At 62.4% G+C, this 25,680-nt stretch carries 25 protein-coding genes; 14 read left to right on the forward strand and 11 right to left on the reverse strand.

Going from position 1 to position 25,680, the window contains the following annotated elements; all coding sequences use genetic code 11:
* Nucleotides 1–50: 50 nt before the first annotated feature.
* From OCA5_RS17465 to OCA5_RS17475, 3 genes are read right to left on the reverse strand one after another with little or no spacing between them, the layout of a single operon-like run.
* Nucleotides 51–860 (reverse strand): DUF2189 domain-containing protein, encoded by an 810-nt coding sequence (locus tag OCA5_RS17465; RefSeq protein WP_013913776.1) that lies wholly within the window; start codon nt 858–860, stop codon nt 51–53.
* A gap of 12 nt (nt 861–872) precedes the next feature.
* Nucleotides 873–1,085: a hypothetical protein gene (locus tag OCA5_RS17470; protein WP_013913777.1), complete on the reverse strand. Its 213-nt coding sequence runs from the start codon at nt 1,083–1,085 to the stop codon at nt 873–875.
* Nucleotides 1,082–1,396 carry a c-type cytochrome gene (locus tag OCA5_RS17475; RefSeq protein ID WP_422836371.1) on the reverse strand — a complete coding sequence of 105 codons (315 nt, stop codon included), beginning with the start codon at nt 1,394–1,396 and terminating at the stop codon, nt 1,082–1,084. Before OCA5_RS17475 ends, OCA5_RS17470 begins: the two co-directional genes overlap by 4 nt.
* 68 nt (nt 1,397–1,464) lie before the next feature.
* Here OCA5_RS17475 and OCA5_RS18985 point away from each other — a divergent pair.
* A protein-coding gene (locus tag OCA5_RS18985) for an IS3 family transposase (protein ID WP_148261419.1) occupies nt 1,465–2,606 on the forward strand; the annotation gives its coding sequence in 2 pieces (ribosomal slippage) (nt 1,465–1,729 and nt 1,729–2,606; 1,143 coding nt in all).
* A gap of 902 nt (nt 2,607–3,508) precedes the next feature.
* Here the strand turns inward: OCA5_RS18985 and OCA5_RS18995 are convergent.
* Together OCA5_RS18995 and OCA5_RS17490 are read right to left on the reverse strand one after the other, a co-directional pair.
* Nucleotides 3,509–3,643: a hypothetical protein gene (locus tag OCA5_RS18995; RefSeq protein WP_422836372.1), complete on the reverse strand. Its 135-nt coding sequence runs from the start codon at nt 3,641–3,643 to the stop codon at nt 3,509–3,511.
* Between the two features lie 211 nt (nt 3,644–3,854).
* On the reverse strand, nt 3,855–4,181 hold the full coding sequence (locus tag OCA5_RS17490) for a DUF736 domain-containing protein (protein WP_013913780.1): 327 nt from the start codon (nt 4,179–4,181) through the stop codon (nt 3,855–3,857).
* Nucleotides 4,182–4,761: 580 nt separating this feature from the next.
* Between OCA5_RS17490 and OCA5_RS17495 the strand changes: the two genes are divergently transcribed.
* The 4 genes from OCA5_RS17495 (at nt 4,762) to OCA5_RS17510 (ending at nt 12,380) form a co-directional block, all read left to right on the forward strand.
* Nucleotides 4,762–5,667 (forward strand): DUF3991 and toprim domain-containing protein, encoded by a 906-nt coding sequence (locus OCA5_RS17495; RefSeq protein WP_013913781.1) that lies wholly within the window; start codon nt 4,762–4,764, stop codon nt 5,665–5,667.
* A gap of 279 nt (nt 5,668–5,946) precedes the next feature.
* Nucleotides 5,947–6,549 carry a DUF1419 domain-containing protein gene (locus OCA5_RS17500; RefSeq protein ID WP_013913782.1) on the forward strand — a complete coding sequence of 201 codons (603 nt, stop codon included), beginning with the start codon at nt 5,947–5,949 and terminating at the stop codon, nt 6,547–6,549.
* A gap of 11 nt (nt 6,550–6,560) precedes the next feature.
* Entirely contained in the window at nt 6,561–7,118 is a 558-nt protein-coding gene (locus OCA5_RS17505; protein WP_013913783.1) for a hypothetical protein, read from the forward strand.
* A gap of 162 nt (nt 7,119–7,280) precedes the next feature.
* Nucleotides 7,281–12,380, forward strand: coding sequence for a helicase-related protein (locus OCA5_RS17510; protein ID WP_013913784.1), 5,100 nt, complete (start codon nt 7,281–7,283; stop codon nt 12,378–12,380).
* A gap of 4 nt (nt 12,381–12,384) precedes the next feature.
* Here the strand turns inward: OCA5_RS17510 and OCA5_RS17515 are convergent, their stop codons facing one another.
* The 3 genes from OCA5_RS17515 to OCA5_RS17525 form a co-directional block, all read right to left on the reverse strand.
* Complete coding sequence (locus tag OCA5_RS17515; RefSeq protein ID WP_013913785.1) at nt 12,385–12,882, reverse strand: RES family NAD+ phosphorylase; 498 nt, start codon at nt 12,880–12,882, stop codon at nt 12,385–12,387.
* Entirely contained in the window at nt 12,882–13,232 is a 351-nt protein-coding gene (locus OCA5_RS17520) for an MbcA/ParS/Xre antitoxin family protein (protein WP_013913786.1), read from the reverse strand. The genes OCA5_RS17515 and OCA5_RS17520 overlap by 1 nt, the downstream gene beginning before the upstream one ends.
* 280 nt (nt 13,233–13,512) lie before the next feature.
* Nucleotides 13,513–14,583, reverse strand: coding sequence for an IS110 family RNA-guided transposase (locus tag OCA5_RS17525; RefSeq protein ID WP_013913787.1), 1,071 nt, complete (start codon nt 14,581–14,583; stop codon nt 13,513–13,515).
* Between the two features lie 451 nt (nt 14,584–15,034).
* Between OCA5_RS17525 and OCA5_RS17530 the strand changes: the two genes are divergently transcribed.
* From OCA5_RS17530 to OCA5_RS17555, 6 genes are all read left to right on the forward strand, one after another.
* On the forward strand, nt 15,035–16,684 hold the full coding sequence (locus OCA5_RS17530; protein ID WP_013913788.1) for a ParB/RepB/Spo0J family partition protein: 1,650 nt from the start codon (nt 15,035–15,037) through the stop codon (nt 16,682–16,684).
* Between the two features lie 83 nt (nt 16,685–16,767).
* Nucleotides 16,768–17,241 carry a hypothetical protein gene (locus OCA5_RS17535; RefSeq protein WP_013913789.1) on the forward strand — a complete coding sequence of 158 codons (474 nt, stop codon included), beginning with the start codon at nt 16,768–16,770 and terminating at the stop codon, nt 17,239–17,241.
* Complete coding sequence (locus OCA5_RS17540) at nt 17,238–18,113, forward strand: DUF7007 domain-containing protein (protein ID WP_013913790.1); 876 nt, start codon at nt 17,238–17,240, stop codon at nt 18,111–18,113. The genes OCA5_RS17535 and OCA5_RS17540 overlap by 4 nt, the downstream gene beginning before the upstream one ends.
* Before the next feature lie 203 nt (nt 18,114–18,316).
* Nucleotides 18,317–18,568 (forward strand): hypothetical protein, encoded by a 252-nt coding sequence (locus OCA5_RS17545; protein ID WP_013913791.1) that lies wholly within the window; start codon nt 18,317–18,319, stop codon nt 18,566–18,568.
* Nucleotides 18,565–18,894 (forward strand): hypothetical protein, encoded by a 330-nt coding sequence (locus OCA5_RS17550; RefSeq protein WP_013913792.1) that lies wholly within the window; start codon nt 18,565–18,567, stop codon nt 18,892–18,894. Before OCA5_RS17545 ends, OCA5_RS17550 begins: the two co-directional genes overlap by 4 nt.
* Before the next feature lie 478 nt (nt 18,895–19,372).
* Nucleotides 19,373–19,960, forward strand: a complete 588-nt coding sequence (locus OCA5_RS17555; RefSeq protein WP_013913793.1) for a hypothetical protein — start codon at nt 19,373–19,375, stop codon at nt 19,958–19,960.
* A gap of 104 nt (nt 19,961–20,064) precedes the next feature.
* Here the strand turns inward: OCA5_RS17555 and OCA5_RS17560 are convergent, their stop codons facing one another.
* A complete protein-coding gene (locus OCA5_RS17560; protein WP_013913794.1) occupies nt 20,065–21,531 on the reverse strand; it encodes a replicative DNA helicase in 1,467 nt (488 codons plus the stop codon).
* A gap of 485 nt (nt 21,532–22,016) precedes the next feature.
* Here OCA5_RS17560 and OCA5_RS17565 point away from each other — a divergent pair, with 485 nt between their 5' ends.
* The 3 genes from OCA5_RS17565 (at nt 22,017) to OCA5_RS19330 (ending at nt 24,468) form a co-directional block, all read left to right on the forward strand.
* Nucleotides 22,017–22,946: an ArdC family protein gene (locus tag OCA5_RS17565; protein WP_013913795.1), complete on the forward strand. Its 930-nt coding sequence runs from the start codon at nt 22,017–22,019 to the stop codon at nt 22,944–22,946.
* A 665-nt stretch (nt 22,947–23,611) separates the two neighbouring features.
* A complete protein-coding gene (locus OCA5_RS17570; RefSeq protein ID WP_013913796.1) occupies nt 23,612–23,965 on the forward strand; it encodes a DUF736 domain-containing protein in 354 nt (117 codons plus the stop codon).
* A gap of 335 nt (nt 23,966–24,300) precedes the next feature.
* A complete protein-coding gene (locus OCA5_RS19330; RefSeq protein WP_013913797.1) occupies nt 24,301–24,468 on the forward strand; it encodes a hypothetical protein in 168 nt (55 codons plus the stop codon).
* Between the two features lie 107 nt (nt 24,469–24,575).
* Here OCA5_RS19330 and OCA5_RS17575 read toward each other — a convergent pair whose 3' ends face one another.
* Both OCA5_RS17575 and OCA5_RS17580 read right to left on the reverse strand, forming a co-directional pair.
* Nucleotides 24,576–24,845: a WGR domain-containing protein gene (locus OCA5_RS17575; protein WP_340622491.1), complete on the reverse strand. Its 270-nt coding sequence runs from the start codon at nt 24,843–24,845 to the stop codon at nt 24,576–24,578.
* Nucleotides 24,846–25,055: 210 nt separating this feature from the next.
* Nucleotides 25,056–25,586, reverse strand: a complete 531-nt coding sequence (locus tag OCA5_RS17580; protein ID WP_013913799.1) for a thermonuclease family protein — start codon at nt 25,584–25,586, stop codon at nt 25,056–25,058.
* Nucleotides 25,587–25,680: the final 94 nt, after the last annotated feature.

The following is a 25,680-nucleotide window of genomic DNA, read 5'->3' on the forward strand; positions in this document are numbered from 1 at the left end:
GGCGGCGCGAAGGGCTTTGACGATCCGGCGATCACCGCCGGAGATTCAGATCAGCTCGCCTTCTCGGCGGAAGGCGCGGCCTTCATTGTTTCATAGGCGTGCCAGGTGCCATGCCCGAGCACCGGAAACACCACGATCAAACCGAGCAGGCCGGTCACAAGGGACAACAGGAATAATCCCAGCACGATCATGCCCCAGGTCAGCATCACCGGCAGATTCTTGCCGACCAGCGCGAAGCTCGTGCCCATCGCGGTCAGCGCATCGACGCGCTGTTCGAGCTGCATCGGAATCGAGAATGCGCTGATGGCGAAGGAGAAGGAGGCGAACAGCGCGCCGACCGCGCTGCCGACGATCAGCATCGCCCAGCCGACGGGCGTGGTGAACAGCATCGCGGCGACATGGTCGAGGCCAGGGAACGGCAGAAGCCCGAAGAACAGCGCGTAGACGATGACAGCGGCGCGCATCCAGATCAGCATCAACAGGCACAGCAGAACGCCGGTGAACAGAAGTTGAGCCCCCGCCGCCGGGCGGACGAAAATCATCCGCATCAGGCTGACAGGCTCGCCGCGCGCGATCTGCCGGCTCTTGGCGTAGGTCCCGATCGCCAGCAGCGGACCCGTCACCATGAACCCGGCAAGCGCGGGAAACAGGATATAGTCGCGCCCGAACAGGAACAGTCCGTCGATGATCGCGGCCGACAGCAGGAAGATCAGCATGCCGTAGGCGATGCTCGGGCCGGGAACGGTGCGGAAATCCTGCCAGCCCTGCGCGAGCCATTTGAAGGCGGTCGCGGCCGGCAGGTTGCGGGTCCAGCGGTTTTCGTGTGGCAGTGGCGGAACAACCGCCGGAATGACGACCATGTCAGCCCTCGTTTATTTCGGCGTGCAGGACGATTTCGCGGCGCTGAAAGAATTCTGCGCGGCGTGACCGCTGCCAAGTTTCAGATGCGACACGCAATCGGGTTGCGATGTCACGGCGACGTACACAAGATGCCAGTTCGCGACGGCGACAACGAGGATGATCGCGCTCGCGATCATCCACATCGCCTGGCGGCCGCGTCGGCCAAGTGCGATACCGGCGCTCATTGTTTCGCACCCCGCAGGTCGGTGATGTAAAGCGCGAGGATCTTCCGGTCGACATCGGACAGGCGGCCTTCCCAGGTCGGCATGTGACCCTGCCGTCCGCCCCAGATGGTGTCGGTGATCGACTGGGCATCGCCGCCGTAAATCCAGAAAGCGTCGGTCAGATCGGGCGCGCCGGCATCATGGCTGCCTTTGGCATTCTCGCCGTGACAGGCGGCGCAATTGGCGGCGAAGGCCTCCTTGCCGGCTGCGATCTTGTCGGCGGCAATGGTTTTGTCGCCGGGGTTGGACAGGCTGCGGATGAATGCAACCACATTGTCTGATCTGCCCCCTTTGAAGTGGTCCTCCCTGAAGTATGATTTTCGGATGGAGGATAAGATCGATGGCAAGGAAGAGGCATACGGCTGAAGAGATTGTTGCGAAGCTGCGGCAGGTTGATGTGCTGATGGCACAGGGCCGGCAGGTAGCAGACGCAGTCCGAGCGATAGGCGTGACGGAAGTCACGTACTATCGATGGCGGAATGAGTATGGCGGCCTGAAGGGCGACCAGGTGAAGCGACTGAAGGAGTTGGAGACCGAGAACACCCGGCTCCGGCGAGCGGTGTCGGATCTGACGCTGGACAAGCTGATCCTGGCGGAGGCCGCAAAGGGAAACTTCTAAGCCCCTCCCGACGCCGTGCGTGCGTGGATCATGTGATAACCGAGCTTTGCATATCTGAGAGACGGGCGTGCCGGGCATTAGGTCAGCATCGATCGACGCAGCGCAAGATTCCAACGACACCCGATGACGAGGTAGCATTGACTGCCGACATCATCGAGCTTGCCCGCCAATATGGCCGCTACGGGTATCGCCGGATTACGGCGTTGCTCCGCAGAGCCGGCTGGACGGTGAACAAGAAGCGTGTCGAGCGGATCTGGCGATGTGAGGGGCTGAAGGTCCCTGCTAAACAGCCTAAACGCGGGCGTCTGTGGCTCAACGACGGCTCGTGCATCCGCCTGCGGCCGGAGCGCCCCAACCATGTCTGGTCCTATGACTTCGTCGCTGACCGCACCCACGATGGCAAGGCGTTCCGGATGTTGTGCATCATCGACGAGTTCAGTCGTGAGAGCCTGGCCATCCGTGTCGCACGGAAGCTCAAAGCGACGGATGTCATCGAGGCGCTATGCGAGCTGTTCGTCTCGCGGGGCATTCCTGCGCACATACGGTCGGACAATGGGCCCGAGTTTGTCGCCCAGGCTCTGCGCGATTGGATCGTCGCCGTCGGCGCCAAGACGGCCTACATCGAACCCGGAAGTCCGTGGGAGAACGGCTACTGCGAAAGCTTCAACGGCAAACTGCGCGATGAACTACTCAACGGCGAGATCTTCTACACATTGAAGGAGGCGCAGATCGTGATCGAAAACTGGCGCCGTCACTACAACACGGTCCGTCCACACTCATCGCTGGGATATCAACCACCCGCACCCGAGGCTCTCGTCTGGCCAGCACCAAAGGAGATAGGCAAAATGCAATCCCTAAACTAACATTCTGACCGGACCACTCCGTGGGGGCCAGTCAAGCATTAATTCGGCCGAAACCGTCGTCGAACAAGATCAGTTAATTCCTCCTGAATATCGTTTGGCCATCGTCAATAGAACAAACAGACCAATGAACATCATGTATGCGACACCAAACATGACAAGAAGAATGGCGGCTTCCTTTCGCCTTGTTTTGAAAAACTCGTAGATGTAGCTCCGATCTCTCTGAACAAATATTTTGTATCGATCGAGATATACGACTATCCCGACTGCTCCGACACATAGAAGAATCCAGACATACAGCGAAAAAAATAATATCGCGCGAACTCACTGCGTGGGAACGAGACGATCCATTCTTTCATGTGCGATCCGTTCTTGACTGCCATAACGCGTCACGTTTAGCGTCTACAATCTATCTTTTTAGATCAATAGCCGACGCGGGCGAACATGGCGGGAGAAGCTGGGCCAAAGATGACTAGATGCGGCATGGTGGTCCATATTCGTAGGCGTCGCAGCCGCGAAGTCTAGCATGCCAAAAAGATTTGCGATCCTTTCGGCCACTCCGATGAGATTGAGGTAAACACGCGAGAGTTCCGCTAATATAGTGCAGGTATACAGAAGCGAGAGCCGCATCCTGCTTCCGATCTCTGATGACGGAATAATGTCCGATTGGGATGCCAGGATTGCCAAGTGGATATTTGGCAGCATGGGAAGGAGGGGCGCTCTTGCAAGCCTCCACTCCCAAACAATTCCGGTCGACAAATCCTCACAAGGCGTTACCTCCTACCGAAGGACGACCCTTTCCCATAGTCATCGTGAATCACAGGTCCACACCAGTCAAGCGCACAGCGAACCCAAATGGATATGCCGACGTTTGACAAGCTAACGGCGTGGCTCGCCGAACAAGGCTATGCAGGAAGTTCAATATGATTGTCACGTAGCCGCATCACCGGTCCGCGATCATTGATCTTGATATCGTCGGCTTGCGGCAGATCGAGGTCGGTCTGCTGCGCCGGAATGTCGAGCGCAAGATCTTGCATCATCTTGCGGTATTCGGCCCAGCGGACATGTTGCTCATATGCGTTGCACTTGTCCTTTATTTAGGTCCGATACGCAGCAGATACGAGAGGCGGACGGCGTGTCCCTGCGGGCCGGGCTCTCGGCTCCGCTGAAACCCCGGCGTGGCCGGGTTTTCACCCTTCGGGCATCGATCCCTCACGCAAGCAAGATCACCACGCTCGCTGCATGTACGAATTACTCCGCCGGATTCCAGATCACCGCAAATTCGTCATCCCGGTCCGATCCGGCCATCCTGCCGAGATTTGCATACAGCCTGCGGGCGCCGAATTCCGGGGCAGCAAAGGACAGGGCAACGAAGTCTGCACCATTGTCCTTGTTCTTGCGATCCCAGCCGCCGCCGATCTCGGCGTCGTTACCGTAGACGCGATAGTCCGGCTGGTCGCTGCCCGGCTTCTTCTCCTTGTTCGGAATGATCTTGAGCGCCGCTGAAATCGATAGCGTCCGCAATGTACCGCGATAGGAACCATCATCGAGCTTGTTGACGAAACCGATGGCTGGCATCTGATGTCTCCCCACTTGATCCAGGCTGGCAACTGGCCCGGACTGCGCGCCCGTCTGCTGCACAGGTCCGGCCCTGTCTGTGTTCACCTTGAGCTCAAGCAGTCGCGCCAATCCGTTCGCCGGCATCTTTGCCCTCATTGTTGCTTGCGCCATGGCCTGAGGATTCCGCGAGCGGAAGGTTCGCGCACCCCGTCAAATCTGACGGGTCGAACCTGGGACCACACGGCCTAAAGCAGCCGGGCATCGGGCGGGACGGGCAGCACCGGCGTTGGGACGCGCGCCCGAAACGTGGTGTCCGTCCGATCTGGGTGGTGGTGTGTGGTCAGGGGAGCGGTGGGGGGGGGGGGGGGGTGAGCCGTGATTTTGACCTTGAGGCCCATCCGCTGCCGCTTGCGCCTTGCCGGGCGCAAGGGAAGCTCCGCCGCGACAGGAAGGCGGCCGGAACGACGTCTCGCCAGCGCGCCCTTGCCCCCGGCAGGCTTCGCGGCCGGCCGGGGGCGTCCCGCAATTCACGGGAAAAGGGAAGTCAACCGAGGAAAGGGCTGGACATCGCCGGCGTGGCGGGTTCGGCATAAATGTCATGGACCAGAAAGACATCGATGCGTTGCGAGGGAAGGTGCCCTGTGCGTCTCTCCTGGAAAAAGCAGGCTGGAAAGTCGACCTGAAGGAGAGCACTCGCGACGCGGTCAAATACCGCCGCGGCGAGGGTCAGATCGTCATCGTCATCCACAAAGGGCGCGGTTGGTTCGACCCGATGTCCGAGGCCAAGGGCGACGTTTTCAAGCTCGCCGAACACCTTGGCGCGAAGAACTTTCCTGAGGCCCTGGAGCAGGTCGCGGAGCTCGACGGGTTCGTGCCAACCCAGCCGGCCTGGAACCGTCCGGCACGGGCTAAGCCCGCACTGCCGCTTGCGAACCGTTGGAATGCTCGCCTCAAACCGCGGCCAGGCTCGCCGGCCTGGCGCTACCTCTCGGAGTCGCGCTCCATTCCCGACCACCTGATTCAGGAAGCTCTCGAACAGGACCGGCTTCGCGAAGGTCCCCACGGAAGCATGTGGGCCTCGCACACCAATGATGCCGGGAGCGTGGTCGGCTGGGAGGAGCGCGGCCCGGAGTGGCGCGGGTTTGCAACCGGTGGATCGAAAGTGCTCTTCCGTCTCGGCACCCCACAGGCATTACGTTCCTGCGTTACCGAAGCGGCAATCGACGCGATGAGTCTCGCTGCTATTGAGGGGCTACGCCACGATTCCCTCTATCTCAGCACTGGCGGCGGCTGGTCGCCCGCGACCGAGGCGGCAATTCGAATCCTCGGCGCGCGCCCGAAAGCGCTGCTTGTCGCCGCGACCGACAGCAACCGGCAGGGCGACGTGTTCGGTGATCGCATTCGTGCGATCGCTGAAGAGGTCGGCTCGGGCTTTGAGCGCCTGCGGTCCGCGCGCGACGACTGGAACGAAGATCTGCAGGCCGTGCTGCGACAACGCCGGTAATCCCTAGTGGGGATCGCAGCGGCCGCAAAGAGCCGCGGCGCTGCATCGGCCGAAAACAAAGCCCCAAACAGGAAAGAGTGGAGAAACAGAAAATAGCAACGCGCTGCCGCATGCCCGGCCGGCGCGTGCAAGGGTGAAGCTTCGCCCGCGTGCCGCGCCCCTTGACCCGCCGGACCGGTGAGGCGGCTGCGAGGGAAGGGTCAGGAAGGGCCGAAGATGATGGCAAAATCGGAATGATGAGCCGCGCTTCCGCCCGACGAGGCTGAAAGGAGCCCGCTTATGACCCTCTCTCCGATCCGCAAAATCTTCCAGGGCGTCGCCGACCGCCGGCAGATGTTCAGACTGTTCGATCGCCATGAACAGCGGCCAAATGCACATCCAGCCGATGATCAACACCTTTATGTGGGCGAATGGTTCGAGATCTCTCCGGAAAATTATCAGTACATGTTCGACATCCTTCCGCCGCTTTGGATGGAGTGGGACATGTTCGCGCTCTCGCGGCCGCTGACCGGCGCTTTAACGAGCATCTTCTTTAACCTCAAGGTCAGCGACCGGCCGCGGTATTTCCACGGCTACTGCGACCTGTCCGATCGCGGTTCGCCTGAGCGCATGAAGCAGTCCATCATCGTGCGCGAATCTCGGCCTGTCTGCACCATGACGCGCGACGAACGGCTCGAGCACATATGGTCGATCACGCATGATGACTATCGCGGCTACGCCGGTGAACGCTGGCCGATAGCCGACCGCGGCAAGCGCACCGTGTTGTTCTATGGCGGACGGCATGGGAGCTTGCTGAAATTGCTCGATCGTCTCACGGACGACGAGATCGCCGCGAAGTTGCCCGTGCATCTGCGCTATCTCCCCGAAGCGATCGCGGCGTGAGGGAGGATGCCATGACGGACTATCATTCCCCGACGGTCGTTCAGCCCAACATCCCGCCCGCGGACATGACGCCGCTGGAGCGGCTGATCCTCGATCTCGCCTTCGACGCGGAGAGCGAGACAGACGGCATCTATTTCCATTCGGAGTGTGGGCCGAGCGACATTGTCACCCTGTCCGTTGAGGACCTGCGTACCGCTTTCGAGGCGTCACGAGATCGCGGTGAAAGCAGCATCGGCAAATATGTCAGCGCCTTGCTCACGCGACACGATGAGCAGGCCGGTGACGACCCTCCGGACGACATCGACGTCGATCTCACCGACAGCGAGAACGGCTGGGATCAGATGTTTCAGGACATCGTGCGCCGATCCGCCACGATCGATGAGATCGTTGTAACCTCGGCGTTCACATGCACCAGGATGCGACCCAACGGCTTCGGCGGCAGTGTGATGCTCATCACCGCTGACGCCATCCGATACTGCTCTACGGCCGACATGCTTGAGAAATTCTGGAACGAGGCCGCCAAGGCATCGCCAAACCCTCGGCCCACTCCGTCCGAACGAACGTCATAGGCGGCATCACCGCTCGAACCTCGCGAAAGCCCGGCCATGCGCCGGGCTTCGCGTTTCAACCGCCGGCAATGCCGGTCCCCTTCTTCCACACGATGCGAACGCCGTCGCCGGCCAGCCTGGGCCGGACGATGGCGCGCGCCTTCATGACAAGGAGATTCTCCAATGGCGCACGACGATCCCTTTACTCTCGATCTCTTCAACACATCTGCTCTGTCGTCCGGCCTCGGCCTCGGCGTCACCGCATTCGCCGGTAACTCAGCATCCGTCGCGGACGATGGCGACGATGCCAATCCGTCGGCTCCGGCTTCTGCTGTTGCGGTCGCTATGGTCGCACGATCGGCACCGCCCGCCCAGCATTTACAAGGCAGCAATTTCTATCTCGCGGATAGCCGTGGTCTCGCACGCGGCTGGAAGGAACGCGCCCGCGATAATATCGCCGCGATCCGGCTTGCGGCAGAAATCGGGGCCGCCGAGCGAGCCGCCACTCCGGAGGAGCAGGCGAAGCTGATCCTCTTTACAGGCTTTGGCGCATCCGACCTTGCCAACGGAGTCTTCCGTCGGCCCGGAGAGAGTGACTTCCGCGAGGGCTGGGACGAGATCGGCACGGCGTTGGAGGACGCTGTCGGTGAAGCCGATTATGCATCGCTAGCCCGCTGTACCCAGTACGCTCACTTCACGCCCGAGTTCATCGTCCAGGCAATCTGGTCAGGGCTCCAGCGGCTCGGCTGGCGCGGCGGCCGCATATTGGAGCCCGGCATCGGCACAGGCCTGTTCCCGGCACTCATGCCGGACGGCCTGCGTGACGTCTCCCGCGTCACCGGCATCGAGCTCGATCCCGTCACTGCACGCATCGCTCGGCTGTTGCAGCCGCGGGCGCGTATCATCGCCGGCGATTTCGTTCGCACGGAGCTGCCGGCGAGCTTCGATCTTGCGATCGGTAATCCGCCGTTCTCGGATCGCACCGTCCGTTCCGATCGCGCGTATCGATCGCTCGGCCTTCGCCTGCATGATTATTTCATCGCGCGGGCGATCGACCTGTTGAAGCCCGGTGCGCTTGCCGCCTTCGTGACCAGTGCGGGCACAATGGACAAAGCTGACAGCACCATGCGCGAGTGTATCGCGAAATCGGCCGACCTTATTGCCGCAATCCGCTTGCCTGAGGGCAGCTTCCGCGCCAGCGCCGGCACGGAGGTGGTTGTCGACGTGCTGTTCTTCCGCAAACACAAAATCGGAGACGCGGAAGGCGATCTGTCGTGGCTCGATCTCGACGAGGTCCGACCGGCGACAGACGACGAAGGTGCGATCCGCGTCAATCGCTGGTTCGTGAAGCACCCGGATCTCGTGCTGGGCGCCCATGCCCTGGCTTCCGGTCCCTTCGGTGAGACCTACACATGCCTTCCTCGCGAAGGCGAGGACCTCGCTGCGGCCATCTCGACAGCGATCCAGTTCCTCCCGGAAGCGATTTATGATGGCGAGCCGGAGGTGATCGATCTCGATCTGGAGGCGCTCGACGATCCATCCTTGGACGATCTGCCATCCGACCGGCATGTCCGCGAAGGCAGCTACTTCTTCGACAAGGCCCGCGGCCTGATGCAGATCCTCGACGGCGAGCCCGTCGCGGTGAAGATGCGCAAGGGCCGCAGCGGCGATGGCGTGCCCGACAAGCACATCCGCATCATCCGCAAGCTTATCCCGATCCGGGACGCTGTGCGCGAGGTCCTGAAAACCCAAGAGCTCGATCGGCCATGGAAGGACGCGCAGGTGAAGCTGCGCATCGCCTGGTCGAATTTCGTGCGCGACTTCGGCCCGATTAATTTCACTACGGTGTCTTTGACAGAGGACGAGGAAACCGGCGAGGTGCGCGAGACGCATCGCCGCCCCAATATCCAGCCATTTCTCGACGATCCCGACTGCTGGCTGGTCGCCTCGATCGAGGACTACGACCTCGAAACCAATACGGCGAAGCCCGGTCCGATCTTTACCGAACGTGTGATCTCACCGCCGGCCGCACCGGTGATCACGAGCGCGGCCGACGCACTCGCTGTTGTTCTCAACGAGCGCGGCCGTGTCGACGTCGATCATATCGCCGAACTCTTGCATCGCGATCGCGACGATGTCGTTGCCGAGCTCGGCAGCGCGATCTTCTGTGATCCTGCCGACGGTTCCTGGCAAACTGCGGACGCCTATCTGTCCGGCCCGGTCCGCGACAGGCTGAAGGCGGCGAAGGCCGCCGCCGCGCTCGACCCGGTCTATGAGCGCAACGTCGCCGCGCTGCAGGGAGTACAGCCTGCTGATCTGCGTCCCTCCGACATTACCGCCCGACTCGGCGCGCCGTGGATTCCGGCCGCCGACATTATTGCATTCGTCAAGGAGACGATGGATGCCGAGATTAAAATCCACCACATGCCTGAGCTCGCCTCCTGGACTGTGGAGGCCCGACAGCTTGGATGGATGGCGGCCGGTACGTCGGAATGGGGCACGGATCGCCGACATGCCGGCGAACTGCTCTCCGATGCGCTGAACAGCCGCGTTCCGCAAATCTTCGACACCATCAAGGACGGTGACAGCGAGCGGCGGGTGCTCAATGTGATTGACACCGAGGCCGCAAAGACAAAGCTGCAGAAGATCAAGGATGCCTTCCAGCGCTGGATCTGGTCCGATGCGGATCGGACTGACCGGCTGGCCCGGCTCTACAATGATCGCTTCAATAACATCGCGCCACGAGCCTTTGATGGCTCTCATCTGAAGCTCCCGGGCGCCTCTGGCGCCTTTGTTCTTTATGGGCACCAGAAGCGCGGCATCTGGCGCGTTATCTCTTCCGGGTCGACCTATCTCGCTCATGCGGTCGGCGCCGGCAAGACCATGACGATGGCAGCCGCGGTCATGGAGCAGCGCCGGCTTGGCCTGATCGCCAAGGCCATACTGGTCGTTCCCGGTCATTGCCTGGCGCAGGCGGCGCGCGAGTTCCTCGCACTCTATCCGAACGCCCGCATTCTCGTTGCCGACGAGACCAATTTTACCAAGGACAAGCGGCATCGGTTCCTGTCGCGCGCCGCCACGGCGACATGGGATGCGATCATCATCACGCACAGCGCCTTCCGCTTCATCAGCGTGCCCTCGGCCTTCGAGCAGCAGATGATCCAGGACGAGCTGGAGCTCTATGAGACGCTCTTGACCAAGGTCGAGAGCGACGACCGCGTTTCACGAAAACGGCTCGAGCGGCTGAAGGAGGGATTGCAGGAGCGGCTCGAATCTCTTTCCACGCGCAAGGATGATCTCCTGACCATCTCGGAGATCGGCGTCGACCAGATCATCGTCGACGAGGCGCAGGAGTTCAGAAAGCTCTCCTTCGCCACCAACATGTCGACGTTGAAGGGCGTCGATCCCAACGGCTCGCAGCGCGCATGGGACCTTTACGTGAAGTCGCGCTTCGTCGAGACCAAGAACCCGGGACGAGCGCTCGTTCTAGCGTCCGGCACGCCAATCACCAATACACTTGGCGAGATGTTCTCGGTGCAGCGCTATCTCGGCTTCGCTGCGCTCCTCGAGCGTGGACTGCACGAGTTCGACGCCTGGGCGTCGACCTTCGGCGACGTGTCGACCGAACTCGAGCTCCAGCCCTCCGGCAAATACAAGCCGGTGACGCGCTTTGCCACGTTCGTCAACGTGCCGGAGTTGATTGCCATGTTCCGCTCCTTCGCGGACGTGGTGATGCCGGAGGACCTGCGGCAATATGTGAAGGTGCCAGCGATCTCGACCGGCCGGCGTCAGATCCTGACCGCGAAGCCGACCGCCGCGTTCAAGCGATACCAGGTTCTGCTCGACGCGCGCATCAAGGCAATCGAAGAGCGCGACCGGCCGCCTGAGCCCGGCGACGATATCCTGCTCTCTGTCATCACGGACGGCCGTCACGCAGCGATCGACCTGCGCCTGGTCGATTCCGACAATGACAACGAGCCTGAGAATAAGCTCAACAAGCTGATCGCGAACGCCTTCCGCATCTGGCGGGAGACGGCGAAAAACACCTATGTGCGCCCAGACGGCAAGCCGTTCGAGCTTCCCGGCGCGGCACAGATGATTTTCTCCGATCTCGGCACCATCAACGTCGAGAAGACGAGGGGCTTCTCCGCGTATCGCTGGATCAGGGACGAACTGATCCGCATGGGCGTTCCGCCGAGCGAGATCGCATTCATCCAGGACTTCAAGAAGACTGAAGCCAAACAGCGCCTGTTCGGCGATGTGCGGGCCGGCAAGGTTCGCTTCCTGCTCGGATCCTCCGACACGATGGGCACGGGCGTCAATGCGCAGCTCCGACTGCGGGCGCTTCACCACCTCGACGTGCCATGGCTGCCCTCGCAGATCGAGCAACGTGAAGGTCGCATCGTTCGGCAGGGTAACCAGAATGATGAAGTCGATATCTACGCCTACGCGACTGAAGGCAGCCTCGATGCGCAGATGTGGCAGAATAACGAGCGCAAGGCCCGCTTCATCGCGGCCGCGCTCTCGGGCGACACCTCGATCCGTCGGCTCGAAGATCTGGGAGAGAGCCAGGCCAACCAGTTCGCCATGGCCAAGGCAATTGCATCGGGCGACGAGCGACTGATGCGCAAGGCGGGACTTGAAGCGGATATCGCGCGGCTTGATCGATTGCGTGCTGCGCACATCGACGATCAACATGCCGTGCGCCGGCAGGTCCGCGATGCTGAGCGCGACATCGAATTTGCAACCCGGCGCATCGCCGAGATTGGCCAGGATATCGCCCGTCTCGTGCCAACTGGCGGCGAGGCCTTCGCGATGCGCGTGAAGGAGAGGCGCTACTCCGAGCGCAAGGAGGCCGGCCGTGCCTTGATGAAGGAGCTCCTCACACTGGTCCAGCTTCAGCACGAAGGCGCGAGCGTCATCGCATCGATCGGCGGATTCGACGTTGAATATGTCGGCGAGCGCATCGGCCGCGACGGCTATTGCTACACGACGAGGCTGATGCGTACCGGTACCAATGATGAGATCGACCTTCCGGTGACGGTGACGCCGCTTGGCGCGATCTCGCGTCTGGAGCACGCAGTTGGTGATTTCGAGGCGGAGCAGGAACACTTCCGCCAGGGTCTCATTGACGCGCGCAGGCGGCTGGCCGCTTACCAGTCACGGGAAGGCGGAGACTTCGCCTTCGCCGCCGAACTCGCCGACAAGCGCCAGCAGCTCTGCGCGATCGAGGCCGAGCTCGCCAACGACAGCGAGAGCCCAGCCAACCGGATTGCCGCGTGATGGGCTAACGTGACAGGCGGTTTTCATCGTCAATCAGCACGAGGCGGGCTGGAGCCTTATCGCTCCAGCGCCATAGGACGAGGTTAAGATCATCAGCCGCGGCACCCGGTGCGAAACTGCGAACCAGCAGGGCGTCGAAGCCCGCTGCAATAAGCCGCCGGGCGAATGCCTGCGTCTTCGCTTCTCCGGCTGCTTTCATTTGATCGCGCCATGTCGGGTCCGCCAGCGCCGCAGCATCGATCCCGTGTGCCGCGAGCGCGGTGTCATCCCGGCTGTCGAACACGTGTTCAATCTCGGCCGTATAGGACACGAGCATGGTCGGCTGGAGGGAACCAGCGCGATTGGCCTCGCGCAACGCTGTCATCACCGACAGCGAAGCATAGAGTGCCGGCATTCCCTTCACATTGAAGCGGCCGCCGTGCAGCGCAGCACCCTCTCCGGAGAGAGGATTGCGCGCGTAAACCGGATTGAGCGCGCGAAACAGCGGCCCGCGATACGGCATCAGGCGTGAACGCCCGCGTCGACTGCGTCGATATAGTCGAGAACATCCTCAGCACGTCCGCTGCGCACGAGCTGCATCGCCGTCTGTCCCGAAAAGCCCGGCAGCGGCTCCGACCGATACCATGCATAAGCCATGAGCGCCGAGCCGAAGCGCGGCTCGAGCTTGTTGAGGACCTCCATCATCTCGCGCAGCCGCCGCTGGGTGCGGTCCGACCGCACCCGGTCCTTGCGCTGCACCGCATCCCGGCCGAGCCCCGCCGTACGGGCGACCTCCTCGCTCGTGGTGCGCAGCGCCTGAGCGATCTTGCGCGGGGCGAAAAATCCATCATCGGCGTACTGGGCCAGACCCATGATCGGCCTCCAATGAAAGAACTCAAGAGGGAAAAACGTTAGCTTTGCGCTGCTTTTCCTTGGGCTTGGTTGTGTTTTGACCGGCGTTCCGGCCGATCGGCTAAATCTTCTCCGTTCGCAGGACGGGCTTTTGCTGTCCTGCGGTTCTGAACCATTCTCCAATCCGTGACCCTGATGCCGTTTGTCTTCGTGGCTTCGGTCACATAGTGGCGTTCGGCTCCCGGCTTCCCATTCTCCTTTAAGAGCGCAACCCAGGCCTGCCAGGTTCGCTAAACGATCATCAGGACAGCCGGGATGTCGTCGACGATGCGCCTTCCTCGCTGTTGAGACCGCGCCGCTCGTAGGGGCGCTGGTCACGCAGGATCTGGAAGGCGATCGTCAAAAGCTTGCGCGCGATTGCGACACGCGCCTTATTCGCTCCTCTGAACTTCAGGTGTTCATATTGGGCTCGAAGCTGCGGATCGGTGGCGACGGCTGGTGCGACCGCCTCCACGAAGGCCCAGCGCAGCCACTTGTTGCCCTGCTTGATGATCCCGCCGTGATAGGTCTTGCCCCCGCTCGAATAGGTCGAGGGAACAAGACCCGCATAGGCGGCCAGCTTCTTCGACGTGCGGAAGCGGCGGATGTCGTCGATCTCGGCGTCGATCAGCCTTGCGAAGAACTCACCGATGCCGGGGATCGTCTTCAGGAGCTTCACATTGCTGTTGGTCTTCGTCATCGCCCGGATGGTGGCTTCCGACTGCTTGATCCGCACGTCGATGTCGCCGATGAAGTCGAGACCGCGATCGATCTGGATGCGGTCGATGTCCGAGACATGGAGTGCGGCGAACTGCTGGCGTCCGGCCTTGCCGAACAGGTCACCCAGCTTTTTTAGCTGTGCCGTCTGCTCTGGATAGCGGTCGAACACCGTCACGATCCGGTTCTTCACCATCGTGCGAAGCCGCACGTAGAACATCCGTTCGCGAAGGGCGATGCGAAGCTCCCGTGCCTTCTCTCCCGGCGCCCAGGCTTGTGGAACCAGATCAGCCCGCAACAGATGGGCCAGAACCGTCGCGTCGATCTTGTCCGTCTTGATCTTCGCGTCGGCGATCGCCTTGACCTTCAAGGGGTGGGCGAGAACGACATCATCACAGATGTCGTCGAGCCAATCATACATCACCATCCAGTTGCGGGTCGCTTCCACGACCGCATGGCTGTTCTCCCTGTACCGCTCCAGAAACGAACCGAGCGACTGGCGATCGTTTTTCACCCGCCCGGAGCGTAGCGTCTTCCCGGCCGTGTCCTGAACGACCAGATGGCTGTAGCTTTTGTGGTAATCGACGCCAATGTGATAATCATAGGATGCAGTCACGCTTTGTCTCCCTTCATTGAGTTCCGCAAAACCCAAGTAAGGTAGGCCAAACGGCGCAAAGCGTGACTGTCCCAAAGTCATCTGCATCTCAGTGAATCGTTCTCTCAGTGGAAGGGCGAGGCTCTTTCATGCCACCTCCTTTCCCATTATCCACATAATCCGGCGCAATATAGCGTCAGAAAATGTGGAAAGCAAGGGGTTGGAAGCAGGGGGAACGGTCCTCGCAGAGCGTTCGGGCCGGCGACGCAGTCTCAACCGCCGCCTCCGCGATCCCGGCCGCGGCGCCCGGCGCAGGGCTCAAGAGCCCCGCTTGGGCGGCCGGGCAGGGATGCTCGCCCGCGGTTGCGCCGGCCGCTCGCGCCCTGCGGTCGGGGCAGGGGTCTCCGGAAAGGAGACGAGAAAGGGCCGCCCGGAACCGCGCGGTCCGCAACCCTGCAATGGAGAAAATCCGATGAAACTGATGAAAGTTGATCCACGCGCGCTCAACGAGAATCCCGACCCGACGCGCCGCACCAAGTCCTCGCCGCAGAGTGACGCGTTACTGCTCGCGACCATCAAGGCCGTGGGCATCATCCAGCCACCGATCGTGACCGCTCAGCGCGGCCGCGGCAACGGCTTTACCATCGAGATCGGTCATCGCCGCGTAACGCAGGCGATCGCCGCCAAACTCGATGAGATCGAGATTCTGGTCGCCGATCCCGACGAGGAGAAGGATGCGCTGCGCAGCCTGATCGAGAACGTGGCGCGGGAGGCGCTCAATCCCGTCGACCTCTGGCGTCGCATCGAGCGTCTGGTCGCGCTCGGCTGGAACGAGGAGTCGATCGGCACCGCTCTCGGTCAGTCCGTGCGTCAGATCCGCAAGCTCCGCCTGCTTGCGAACATCCTGCCCGCGATGCTCGACCATATCGCCAAAGGCGATATGCCGAGCGAGCAGCACCTGCGCACCATCGTTGCAGCCACACAGGACGAGCAGGCGCAGGTCTGGAAGAAGCACAAGCCGCGCAAGACCGATCCGCAGGTCTCATGGAGTGATGTGGCGCGCGCACTGACGAAGGACCGCATGTATGCGCGCCATGCGAATTTCGGCGATGACCTCGCGCAGGCTTACGGGATCGTGTGGCAGGAGGACTTGTTCGCGCCCGCCGACGAGGACAGCCGATACACCAACGACGTCGAGGCGTTCCTCGGTGCGCAGCAGGAATGGATGACCGCCAATATGCCCAAGCGCAGCACGGTTATCGAGGTTACGACCTGGGGTGATCCAAAGCTGCCGCCGAAGGCCGAGCGCGTCTATGGCAAGCCGAACAAGAGCGACTGCACCGGCTGGTATCTCGACCCGCGCAACGGTTCGGTGCAGTCCATCGCATACCGGATGCAGAAGCCGAAGAAAGACAAGGCAAAGGCGAAAGGCTCCCACGCTTCCGGCTCCGACAGCACTGCGCCGGCATCGCGGCCCGATGTCACTCGACGCGGCATGGATATGATCGGCGACCTGCGGACCGATGCATTGCACGAGGCGTTCGCGCGCGCACCGATCGAGGACGACACTTTGACCGCGCTGCTCGTGCTGGCCTTCGCCGGCGGGAACGTGTCGGTCGCCTCGGGGCGTAACTCCGACCACGGTATCCGCGCGCAGCAGGCGCGGCGACTGATCGGCGACGACGGCAGCCTCGCTTATGACCGCGAGACGCTGCAGCAGGTCGCGCGGGAGGTCCTGACGGACGTTCTGTCATGCCGTGAAAACCGTTCGAACAGCGGCGTGGTCGCGCGCGTTGCCGGCTCTGCGATCGGTGCCGATGAGTTCCTCCCCAATCTCGCGACGGAGGAATTCCTGTCCTGCCTCTCGCGCGGTGCGCTCGAGGCATCGCTGAAAGGCACGCCCGTCCTGCCGCGCCAGCGGGTGAAGGACACGCGCGCAGCGCTGGTCGCGCACTACGCCGACGGCCGCTTCGTCTATCCGGCGGCACTGTTCGCGCCGACGGCCGAGATCGTCGCGGAATGGGCTGAAGACAATGCGTTCGTCGATGAGGACGACGATGCCGCCGACGACATCGATGCTGGCGACGACGAGCATGGCGGCTACGCCGAAGCCGCCGAGTAGCCGCTTCCGCGATCTCAATCGTTCCCCGCCGCCGGCCCAGCCGGCGGCGGCTTCGTTTTCACCGTTGGAAATAGGAGGACATGATGTCCGCACGATCGATCTTCGACCACGCGCCACTCGGCGCGACGATTCAGTTCTCGGACGGCACGCCACGGCCGCCTGCGCGCTTCAGAAATAAACTTGCCGCGTGGGAAAGCCGCAACAGCCGCGGGCGGCTGACCCGCAAGCAGAATGAGAAATGCGTCGGCAACACCGTGCTGCCAGCGAACTTCACGCTGCATGAAGCCGACCATGGCGGCGGCGGTGTCGTCGTCCTGCGCGTGTATCGCACCTTTTCGGTCGACAGCGAGTTGACCTTTCGCGTCATCGAGCAGCCTGCGATCGGCTCTGTCCGTGTGTTCAGCCGTGCGGGCGAGAGCGGCGAACTCGTTTACCTCGCGTGCGATCGCGAGGATGCCGAAACATGGCTCAAGAGCCATGGCTATCCCGACGCGGTCCTGGACGAGGTCGTCGGCGACGATCCCGCGACGGCATCGAGCGAAGGGAGGGCGGCATGACGCAACGCACCCCCGATCCGATCAGCCCTACAACCCCCGATTCGCCGGGGGTTTTGTTTGCCCGGACCCGCGAAGATTTTCTCGCTGCCAGGATCGGCGACTATGCCTTCGCGATGCTGCCGGGCCACAGCGGCCGTTATTACTTCGCATCGGCCTGGCTGCTGTACAAGCCGATGGAAGAATGGGCGCACGCTGACTTCTATAGCCGAAGCGGCGAGGTCGCCGACGAAGCCGCCTTCCGCGCGCGCGTCGCGGAAAGTGCCGAGCATCTGAGGCAACGCGCGGCACTTGGCCGTCGCGAAATACACTCCACGGCGAACACGCCGTGGGGTGCCTCGCAGGGTGCGACGGTCTATGCCGACGGCGTCGTCTGTCATTCGACAGCCGGTCACGGCGGCTTCCATCTCGATGCGGCCCACAATGCGAAGGTACACCCTGCACTTCGCACAAGAGGCGGCTGGTACGAGGAAGATTCCGCCTGGGCCGCCGTCGCCCAGGCGTTTCCGGAGCTGTTCACGGACTACGAACGCCACCATGCCGAGCAGACCATTCGCGACTGGTATCCGGACGTTTGGGAAGCGATCCATGGCCGCTCGCTTCTGCCGGGCGAATCTCACGAGAAGGATCGCCGCACGTTCGAGCGTGACCATGCCGCGGACTGGATTGTCGTTTCCGCGATCACATCCGAGCACCGAAAAGGGTTCGTCGAGGTCGTCGCCACGCTGGGCGGCAAACGCGGTCCGGGTACTGAGGAGCGCCGCTTTCTCGTTCCCGCGGACGAATATCAGGTCGGCCGCTTCGGCTTCGTCATCGATGAGACTCGGCACTCTCTCTATGGCGGTCTGTCGAGCTTTGTCGGCTGGCAACCATAGGAGGCGGCGATGCCATGGAAAATCATCGCCGCTGCGTTCGGCTGGAAGCCGGCACGCGATGACCACAATAACCAGCTCGTGGTGTGGCACCCGAGATTACGCCGGCATTTTACCGGCGCGGATTGCTGGAAGCGCGCAGTTCTGCTCTCGATCCGTGCACCCGCATCGCAAAGCCTCTCTCGCTCGCGAAAGGAGCCATTGCGATGACAACTTATCTTGTCGCGGTGCGTCTTCTTATCGAGGCGAACACTGATCCAGAGGGCGAGGTTGCCGATGTGCTGCACGGCATCCTCACCGAGAACATGCGGAAATACGCCGGTCCGCAGTCATCGCTGATCGACTGGGCTATCGCCGCCGGAAATTTTTCGGAATCGATCGCGCCCGTCGTGACGTCCGGCGATTACGAGCCCAACGAAACCGCATTCCCTTCATGGCCGGCGGAGCGGCGGCCATGACATGTCCGACTGACATCGGCGTCTTGCTGTCTCGGATTGCGGACGCGCGTTGCGGCACGCAACGTCAACTCGGCGTGATCGAGCGGCAGATCGCCAAACGCGCGGAGCGAATGACGATCACGGCGCGCGTGCAACGACGGCGCGGCCGGCGCGGCGCGCACGCCTGGACCGGTGTCGACGAATGTGCCTATCAGGCCTTAGTCGCCGACCTGACGCTCGCGCGGCATTCGGAGATCGACGCGCTGACAGGCCAGCTCGCCCGGGAGGATGCCGCCCTGACGGCATTGCGCGTCAGGTGCACGACCCGCGCCGTCGCCGATCCTTGACTCCCGCCGGCGCGCTTCGCCTGCGCGCGAGAATCTTGTGGTCGCGGCATCTCGCCCGGGCCGAGCTTGTGAGCGACGCTGCCACAGTGGCCTCGCGAGCGGCTCCCATCGGTGTCTTTCCAGAACGAGCGGACGGGTCGCTGCATCGGGCGGGCTCCGCGGTCCGGTCACGTCCTGTCCGGTATCGCCGGCGTGGCCCGTACCCTGTCGGGCCCCCTCGGGTTTGTTGCGGTCTACGCCGCCGGCGGTCCGATTCAAGGCCAAGTCGCAAGCGACCGGAGACCGCCGATCTCGGCAAGGCCCAGTCGCGGCCTGCGCAGGGCAAGAGCCCCGCTTGTCCGCAACCGGACCTCGCTCGCCTGGCAGTCGCCGGACCTTGAACCGGCCCTCACTCCGGCGGCGTCGGGCGACCGCACCCGAAGGGGGGTCCGGCAGGTGCCGGATTGAACCCGACGGCGAACCAGGAAAGGACTTCTCCATGACCAAGACCGCTCGCGCCGCCCGCCCTAGCGCCCGCGTTATCCCGCTCCGCCGCGGCACTACCCTCGAAATGGTCCGGCTCGCCAGCCCGGATGCTGCCCAGGCCACCCGCATCGCCGAAAGCTTCGGCCTCGCGGTTCTCGATAGCGACGGCATCCGCGATCTGCACGAGAGGCTCATCGTCGAGACCGCAGACGCACTCAAGGAAGGTCTCAGCGAACGCGCCATGCAGATCCACCTTCAGCGCATCGTCGGGTCGTATGTCGGCTCGGCCCATGGCGCTGGCCAGTTCTACAGCCGCGCCGTCACCGAGGCGCGCGAGGCGACGGCGAGACTCGCCAACGATGCACGTGACGAAGACCTCGACGGTCCTGTCGGCTTCGATTCCGCGGCGCAGCGCAAGCGCGAGTTTGCCGCCGAGGTCGCCATTCAAGCCCACGCTCTTCGCATGGCGGCCGAGGGCGCTGTCGTAGCCTACGAGCATGTCGTGGGCGAGAGCTGGAAGCCGTTCGAGCGTCAGTCCGAGCACGTCGGCGAGACCGTCAGCCGCAAGGCCGCCGAACTCCAGATGGCGGCGTTCGGTTGACGTCGCTGGCGGGGCTTCGGCCCCGCCACTCGCTTCTCTCGATCTGACAAGGCCGCTCCAAAAGAGCGGCCTTGTTTCATGTCGGCTTTCCCGTCGGACGGTTCTCAACCGCGCTCGTCCGCCAAATCTGCAAAACGCGTGAACTCACCCTGAAACGACAGCAGCACCGTGCCCGTCGGCCCGTGACGCTGCTTGCTGATGATGATCTCCGCCTTGCCGCGCGCAGCGTCGAGCTCAGCCTCCCATTTCACATGATCCTCAGTGCCCGCACGAGGCTCCTTATTCTTCAGGTAATATTCCTCACGGAATACAAACAGGACGACGTCAGCATCCTGTTCGATCGAGCCCGATTCTCGGAGATCTGAAAGTTGTGGCCGCTTTTCGTCGCGGTTTTCGACGAGCCGCGATAACTGCGAGAGTGCAATGATCGGAACGTTAAGCTCCTTTGCCAAAGCCTTTAATCCGGTCGTGATCTCTGTGACCTCTTGGACGCGGTTTTGTGCCGCACGTTGAGAGCGGCCCTGCATCAACTGGATGTAATCGACCACGACAAGGTCAAGACCGCGCTGGCGCTTTAGCCGGCGTGCGCGGGCGGCCAACTGGCTGACCGTGAGCGCGCCGGTCTGATCGACGTAGAGCGGCAGTTGCCGCATGTTCCGCCGGCGTTCGACGAGCCGCTCGAAGTCGCCTTCGTCAATGGCTCCGCGGCGAATCCGCGACGACGACACCTCCGCTTGCTCGGATATCACGCGCGTCGCGAGTTGTTCCGAAGACATTTCCATCGAAAAGAAGGCCACAATGCCGCCGGCGGCGGCCTTGCCGGAAGTATCAGTCGGGGGCTCATAAGCGCGGGCGACGTTGAACGCGACATCCGTCGCAAGCGATGTCTTGCCCATTCCCGGGCGACCCGCGATGATGATGAGATCGGATGGCTGCAAGCCGCCCATCTTTGCGTCGAGGTCTTTCAGTCCGGTCGGTAGCCCGGATAACTGCCCGTCGCTCTGATAGGCCTGTGCCGCGCGCTCGATCGCGTGATCGAGCGCGGTATCGAAGCTTTCGAATCCGCCCCCGAAACGTCCGGTCTCCGCGACCTCGTAAAGACGTTGCTCCGCGAGCTCGATCTGATCTGTCGGCGCGGAATCGACGGCCGCATCGAAGGCGGCGCTACGCAGGTCTTCCGCGATATTGATGAGCTCACGCCGGATTGCGAGGTCGTAGATGGTGCGGCCATAATCTACCGCATTGATGGCTGTCGTCGCTTCGGCCGCAAGGCGGGCGAGATATTGCGACGCCGACAGCCCGGCGACGTTCAGGCCGCCGGGAAGGAAGGTCTTGACGATGATCGGGCTTGCCACTTTGTTGGCGCTGACGAGACCCGACATAATGTCAAAGATCGTGCCATGAAGCGGCTCGAAGAAGTGATCCGATCGCAAAAAGTCCGACACACGAAAGAGTGCGGCGTTGTTGATCAGAATCGCGCCGAGCAGCGCTTGTTCCGCTTCGATGTTATGCGGCAGGGTCGGAATTGATGGCGTTGCTGCGAGCTCGAATCTGTGTGCGGCCTGGTTCATCTGAGATGGTCCCCGTTCTGCCGGGATTCGAAACGAAAGCAGCGATCCGTCCGAATCGCGTCGAACCGGCACAAGAATAGCCCCGCGCGAGATCAGCCGCACGATGAAGTGCGGAATTCGGGGGATCGGGACTAAAGAAAGAAGCCCTTGCGCGCTGTGCGAATCGCGCTGCGGCTCCGATGTCGTCGATCGCTATCCGGCTACTCGCAGTGCATCGCGTCTGTCGCCCGGATGAGAAGTCCCGTCAAAATGCAGAACCGAAAATAGCAGAATCGGTCGGCCCAGCGGCCCCTCCGGTTCACGGTCCTGCGCCGGGCCGGCGGCCTGCGCAACGGCGTCGCCGTCCTTCGCTGCGCTTCGGCCCTTGGCCTCATTGAACTGTGCTCGCTCGATGGCCATGCCGGCGGGTGCGCGGTCCTTGTGCCCGGCGGCGGACCCCGGAAGGGGCCGCGATGGGCGCGGCCTCCGAAACGGAGGTCCTCACAATGAGCAGGAAAGAGCAGAAGCAGCGCGCCGATATCTACGCGCGAATCACCGATCGCATCGTTGCCGATCTTGAGCGTGGCGTCCGCCCATGGGTCAGACCCTGGAGTGTGCCGAACATGGCCGGACGTATCACACGACCGCTGCGCCATACCGGGCAACCCTACACGGGTATCAACGTCCTCTTGCTTTGGTCGGAAGCGGTTGCACGAGGTTTTCGATCGCCGATCTGGATGACATTCAAGCAAGCACTGGAGCTCGGCGCGCATGTCCGAAAGGGTGAGACAGGCAGCCTTGTCGTCTACGCAAGCCGTTTCACCAAGACGGAAACGGACGCTCATGGCGACGAGGTCGAGAAGGATATCCCGTTCCTGAAGGCCTACACGGTATTCTGTGTTGACCAGATCGACGGTCTGCCAGACCACTATTATGGTCACGTTACCGAGCCAAAGCCATGTCCGATCGAGCGCGTCGCTCACGTTGACCGGTTCTTTGAGCAAACAGGCGCGGACATTCGTCATGGCGGTGATAAGGCCTATTACGCGACATCGATCGACGCCGTGCAAATGCCGCCGTTCGAGACGTTTCGCGATCCGCCAGCTTATTATGCGACGCTCGGGCACGAATGCGTTCACTGGACCGGTGCTCCCAAGCGACTCAACCGTGATCTCAGTCGTTATCATAAGGATCGCAGTGAACGCGCACGCGAAGAGCTGATCGCCGATCTCGGCGCATGTTTCCTCAGCGCGGACCTTGGCATTGTGCCCGAGCTTGAACCTCGGGCGGATCATGCGAGCTATCTGGCCTCGTGGCTCGAGGTGCTATCAAACGACAAGCGCTTCATCTTCTCCGCGGCCGCGCATGCTCAGCGCGCGGTCGCGTACCTGCACAGCCTCCAGCCACTGTCTGATACAGTGCGAGAGGCCGCATGATGCTTGCTGCTCTAATTGGAGTCGCGCAGCACATGTCAGGGCATTCGAGGAAGTTCCTTCTCGCGCATATCGCGCGCAATTGCTCGCCTCTGGCAAATTTCGCGAAGGCCCCGCCTCGCGGCGGGGCCCTCTTCGCGTATCACGATCTGCGGTGCGGCGACTCGAAGAGTCAATTCTTCCCGGCTCACCTCCGACTGGCGGCAACGTTTGGCCCCGGCGGATCATGCGCCGGCCGAGATGTCAGCGGCCCATGCCCTGTGAGTCATCTTTCCCGCGACACCTGCATGGTAGCGGCACGATCGGTCAGCCGAGAGCGCTCCGGAGCGTCAATTCCGGAGATCGGCCTTGTCGCATGCGCGTCGTCGTCAATTTTGGCACCGGCGCCAAGACGCAGAGGTTTGGGCCGAGCGCCGCAACGTGTCCTGATCGTTCGGCCTGATGCGCCCAATGCGTCCTCGATTTGGCATGTCTGACCGAGGTCCGTCTTCGCTGCGCTCCGCCTCGATCTCAAGACCGCAACGGCCGCCCTCCGCTTTCTTCCCCTGGCCGCTGCGCGTCCATTCCTCGCGAGGCAAGAAAGCCTCGTCCTGGCCGTCCTCCACTGCGTTTCGGCCCTTCGGGTGCGGCCCGATCGCCCCCGGTCAACGACAGCCATCGAGGTCGCGATGGTCGCGGCCCGAGAAACGAAAGAGGACACGAACATGGCTACCATCGGCAACTTCACCGTCAACGGCAATGGCTTCGTCGGCACCGTCAAGACCCTTGCTCTCGGCACGGTCAAGGCGAAGATCGTCCCGGTCGAGCGCACCTCCGAAAACTCTCCGGACTTCCGCATCCTCGCAGGCGCCAACATCGAGTTCGGTGCCGTCTGGAAGAAGAAGAACAAGGACACGGGCCGCGAATACCACTCGGTCAAGCTCGACGACCCGAGCTTCCCGGCTGCCATCTACGCCACCCTGGTCGAGATCGAGGGCGAGGAAGGCTACTCGCTTATCTGGTCGCGCCCGAGCCGCGACTGAGACCGCGCAAGAAGGCCCCGCCGCGAGGCGGGGCCTTCCCCTGTGCGGGGTCGACTCACTTTTCTGCGCTCCCGGACGCCGGCGACGGGCATCGAGCCCGCCGCCGGCGTTTATCGGCCAGGACCCAAGACTTCTGCTCAGTTCCTCCGAGGATATCATGCCGCTACGGGCGCGTACGAGACCGCGCGGCGCCTCCAATTTTGCCTCCGCTGCGCTCCGACAAAATCGGTTCCTCCGCGCGCCGGCTCTGCCGGCCGCCTGGCGGCGGGTCTCGACCCACCCGTACCGTCACGATCCACGTCGTCATCTTTCACACGAACTCAAGGAGACGACACATGATATTGGAACAGCATATCGAGGAGCTGCGCGCGGAACTGCGGAATTGCTGCGACCGCAAGGAGTACCGCGAGACCAAGGCGATGTTGGACGCCGCGCTCGCCGAGTTGGACGCTCGGCTCAATGCTCAAGATGCTCTCTTGCGAAATGAATTCCCTCCGTCATAGGAGGGTTTCATCCTGCGCCAGCCGCGAGGCCGGACGGATCGACCGTCCGGCCTTGCGATAGGCTCGATCGTACATCTTCTGGCAGATCGACACGGACCTTGCCGCCGTCAACATTCGCGATAGCCTCGCCGGCACTTGGCTTGCAAAAGCCGGTCGAAAGCGTACTGAGCCTCCGACTCGCATTCGAACAGATCAATCCGCTGCCGTCCTTTCGATCCGATGCGTCCCCAGCATCGCATGACGGAATGCGTTCCGAACAATGTCGGTAATACCGCGATGGTATAAAAGCGCGCCATGTTCCGCGCCGGATCGACCCGTCGAAGCAAGCGCGGAGTTGTGGAGGTGTTGGCCATCCCACGAGTCTCGGTCGCGAGCATCGCAGTGTCCAATTAGAAAATTGAATCAAAGTGGCCTGACCGATTCAAAATTATGATCGACGCGGCTATCGACATTTGAGGGTGAGTAGAGGTTTGGGCGAGCCGCCTTCGGCGGACGGCTCTATTCGCTGCGCGAACGGAGCCCGCAAGGGCGGTCTCCGCCCTCCGGGTTACGATCCTCTCGCGATCCAGTGTCCGGCTCCTCTCTCATCAGCCGCCGCACCAACTTTGGCGAGGTCCGCCCCAACGCCTCGCCAGTCCCTCGGCGATCAACATGTCCCCGAGCGATCGTCCGCCTCGTGACACCGTGCGCAGTTTGCGACCATAGCGATCCTGGTCGCGCTCGACGGCCGCGAGGGTGAAGGGGCCAGCATTGAGCAATACCCGCAATCGCCGCTTCGCTGCCTCCCCAAGTTCTGCCTCGCGCTGGCAGCGAGGGGGGCTCAATTCCGGTGCATCGATGTCGGCGATCCGGATTTTGTCGCCGCGATACCAGAACGTGTCGCCGTCAACCACACAATCGATGCGCGGCCCCTCCCCACAGATCACGAAGTTGGCCGCGAGCGTCTGTTCGGATCTCGCCATGATGTGTGGTTGCGGGGATGCAGGCGGGCTTCCTTCGTTGATGAAGACGATCACCATCACGATCCCGATGACAACCAACACGATGGTCGCCAGCCTCCGGGTGGTGGAGCCTCCGAAGAATCCGAGCGGTCTCCTGACAGGTCTTCCAAATCCCATCAGCGCTCCCCTCTTATGCGTTCAACCGACCAGATGCCGGTCGATCTTGCGATGAAGGCGTCATCAGGCAAGGAACGTCCCGATTTCCTGCACG

This window comes from Afipia carboxidovorans OM5 (assembly GCF_000218565.1).
Lineage (GTDB): Bacteria > Pseudomonadota > Alphaproteobacteria > Rhizobiales > Xanthobacteraceae > Afipia > Afipia carboxidovorans.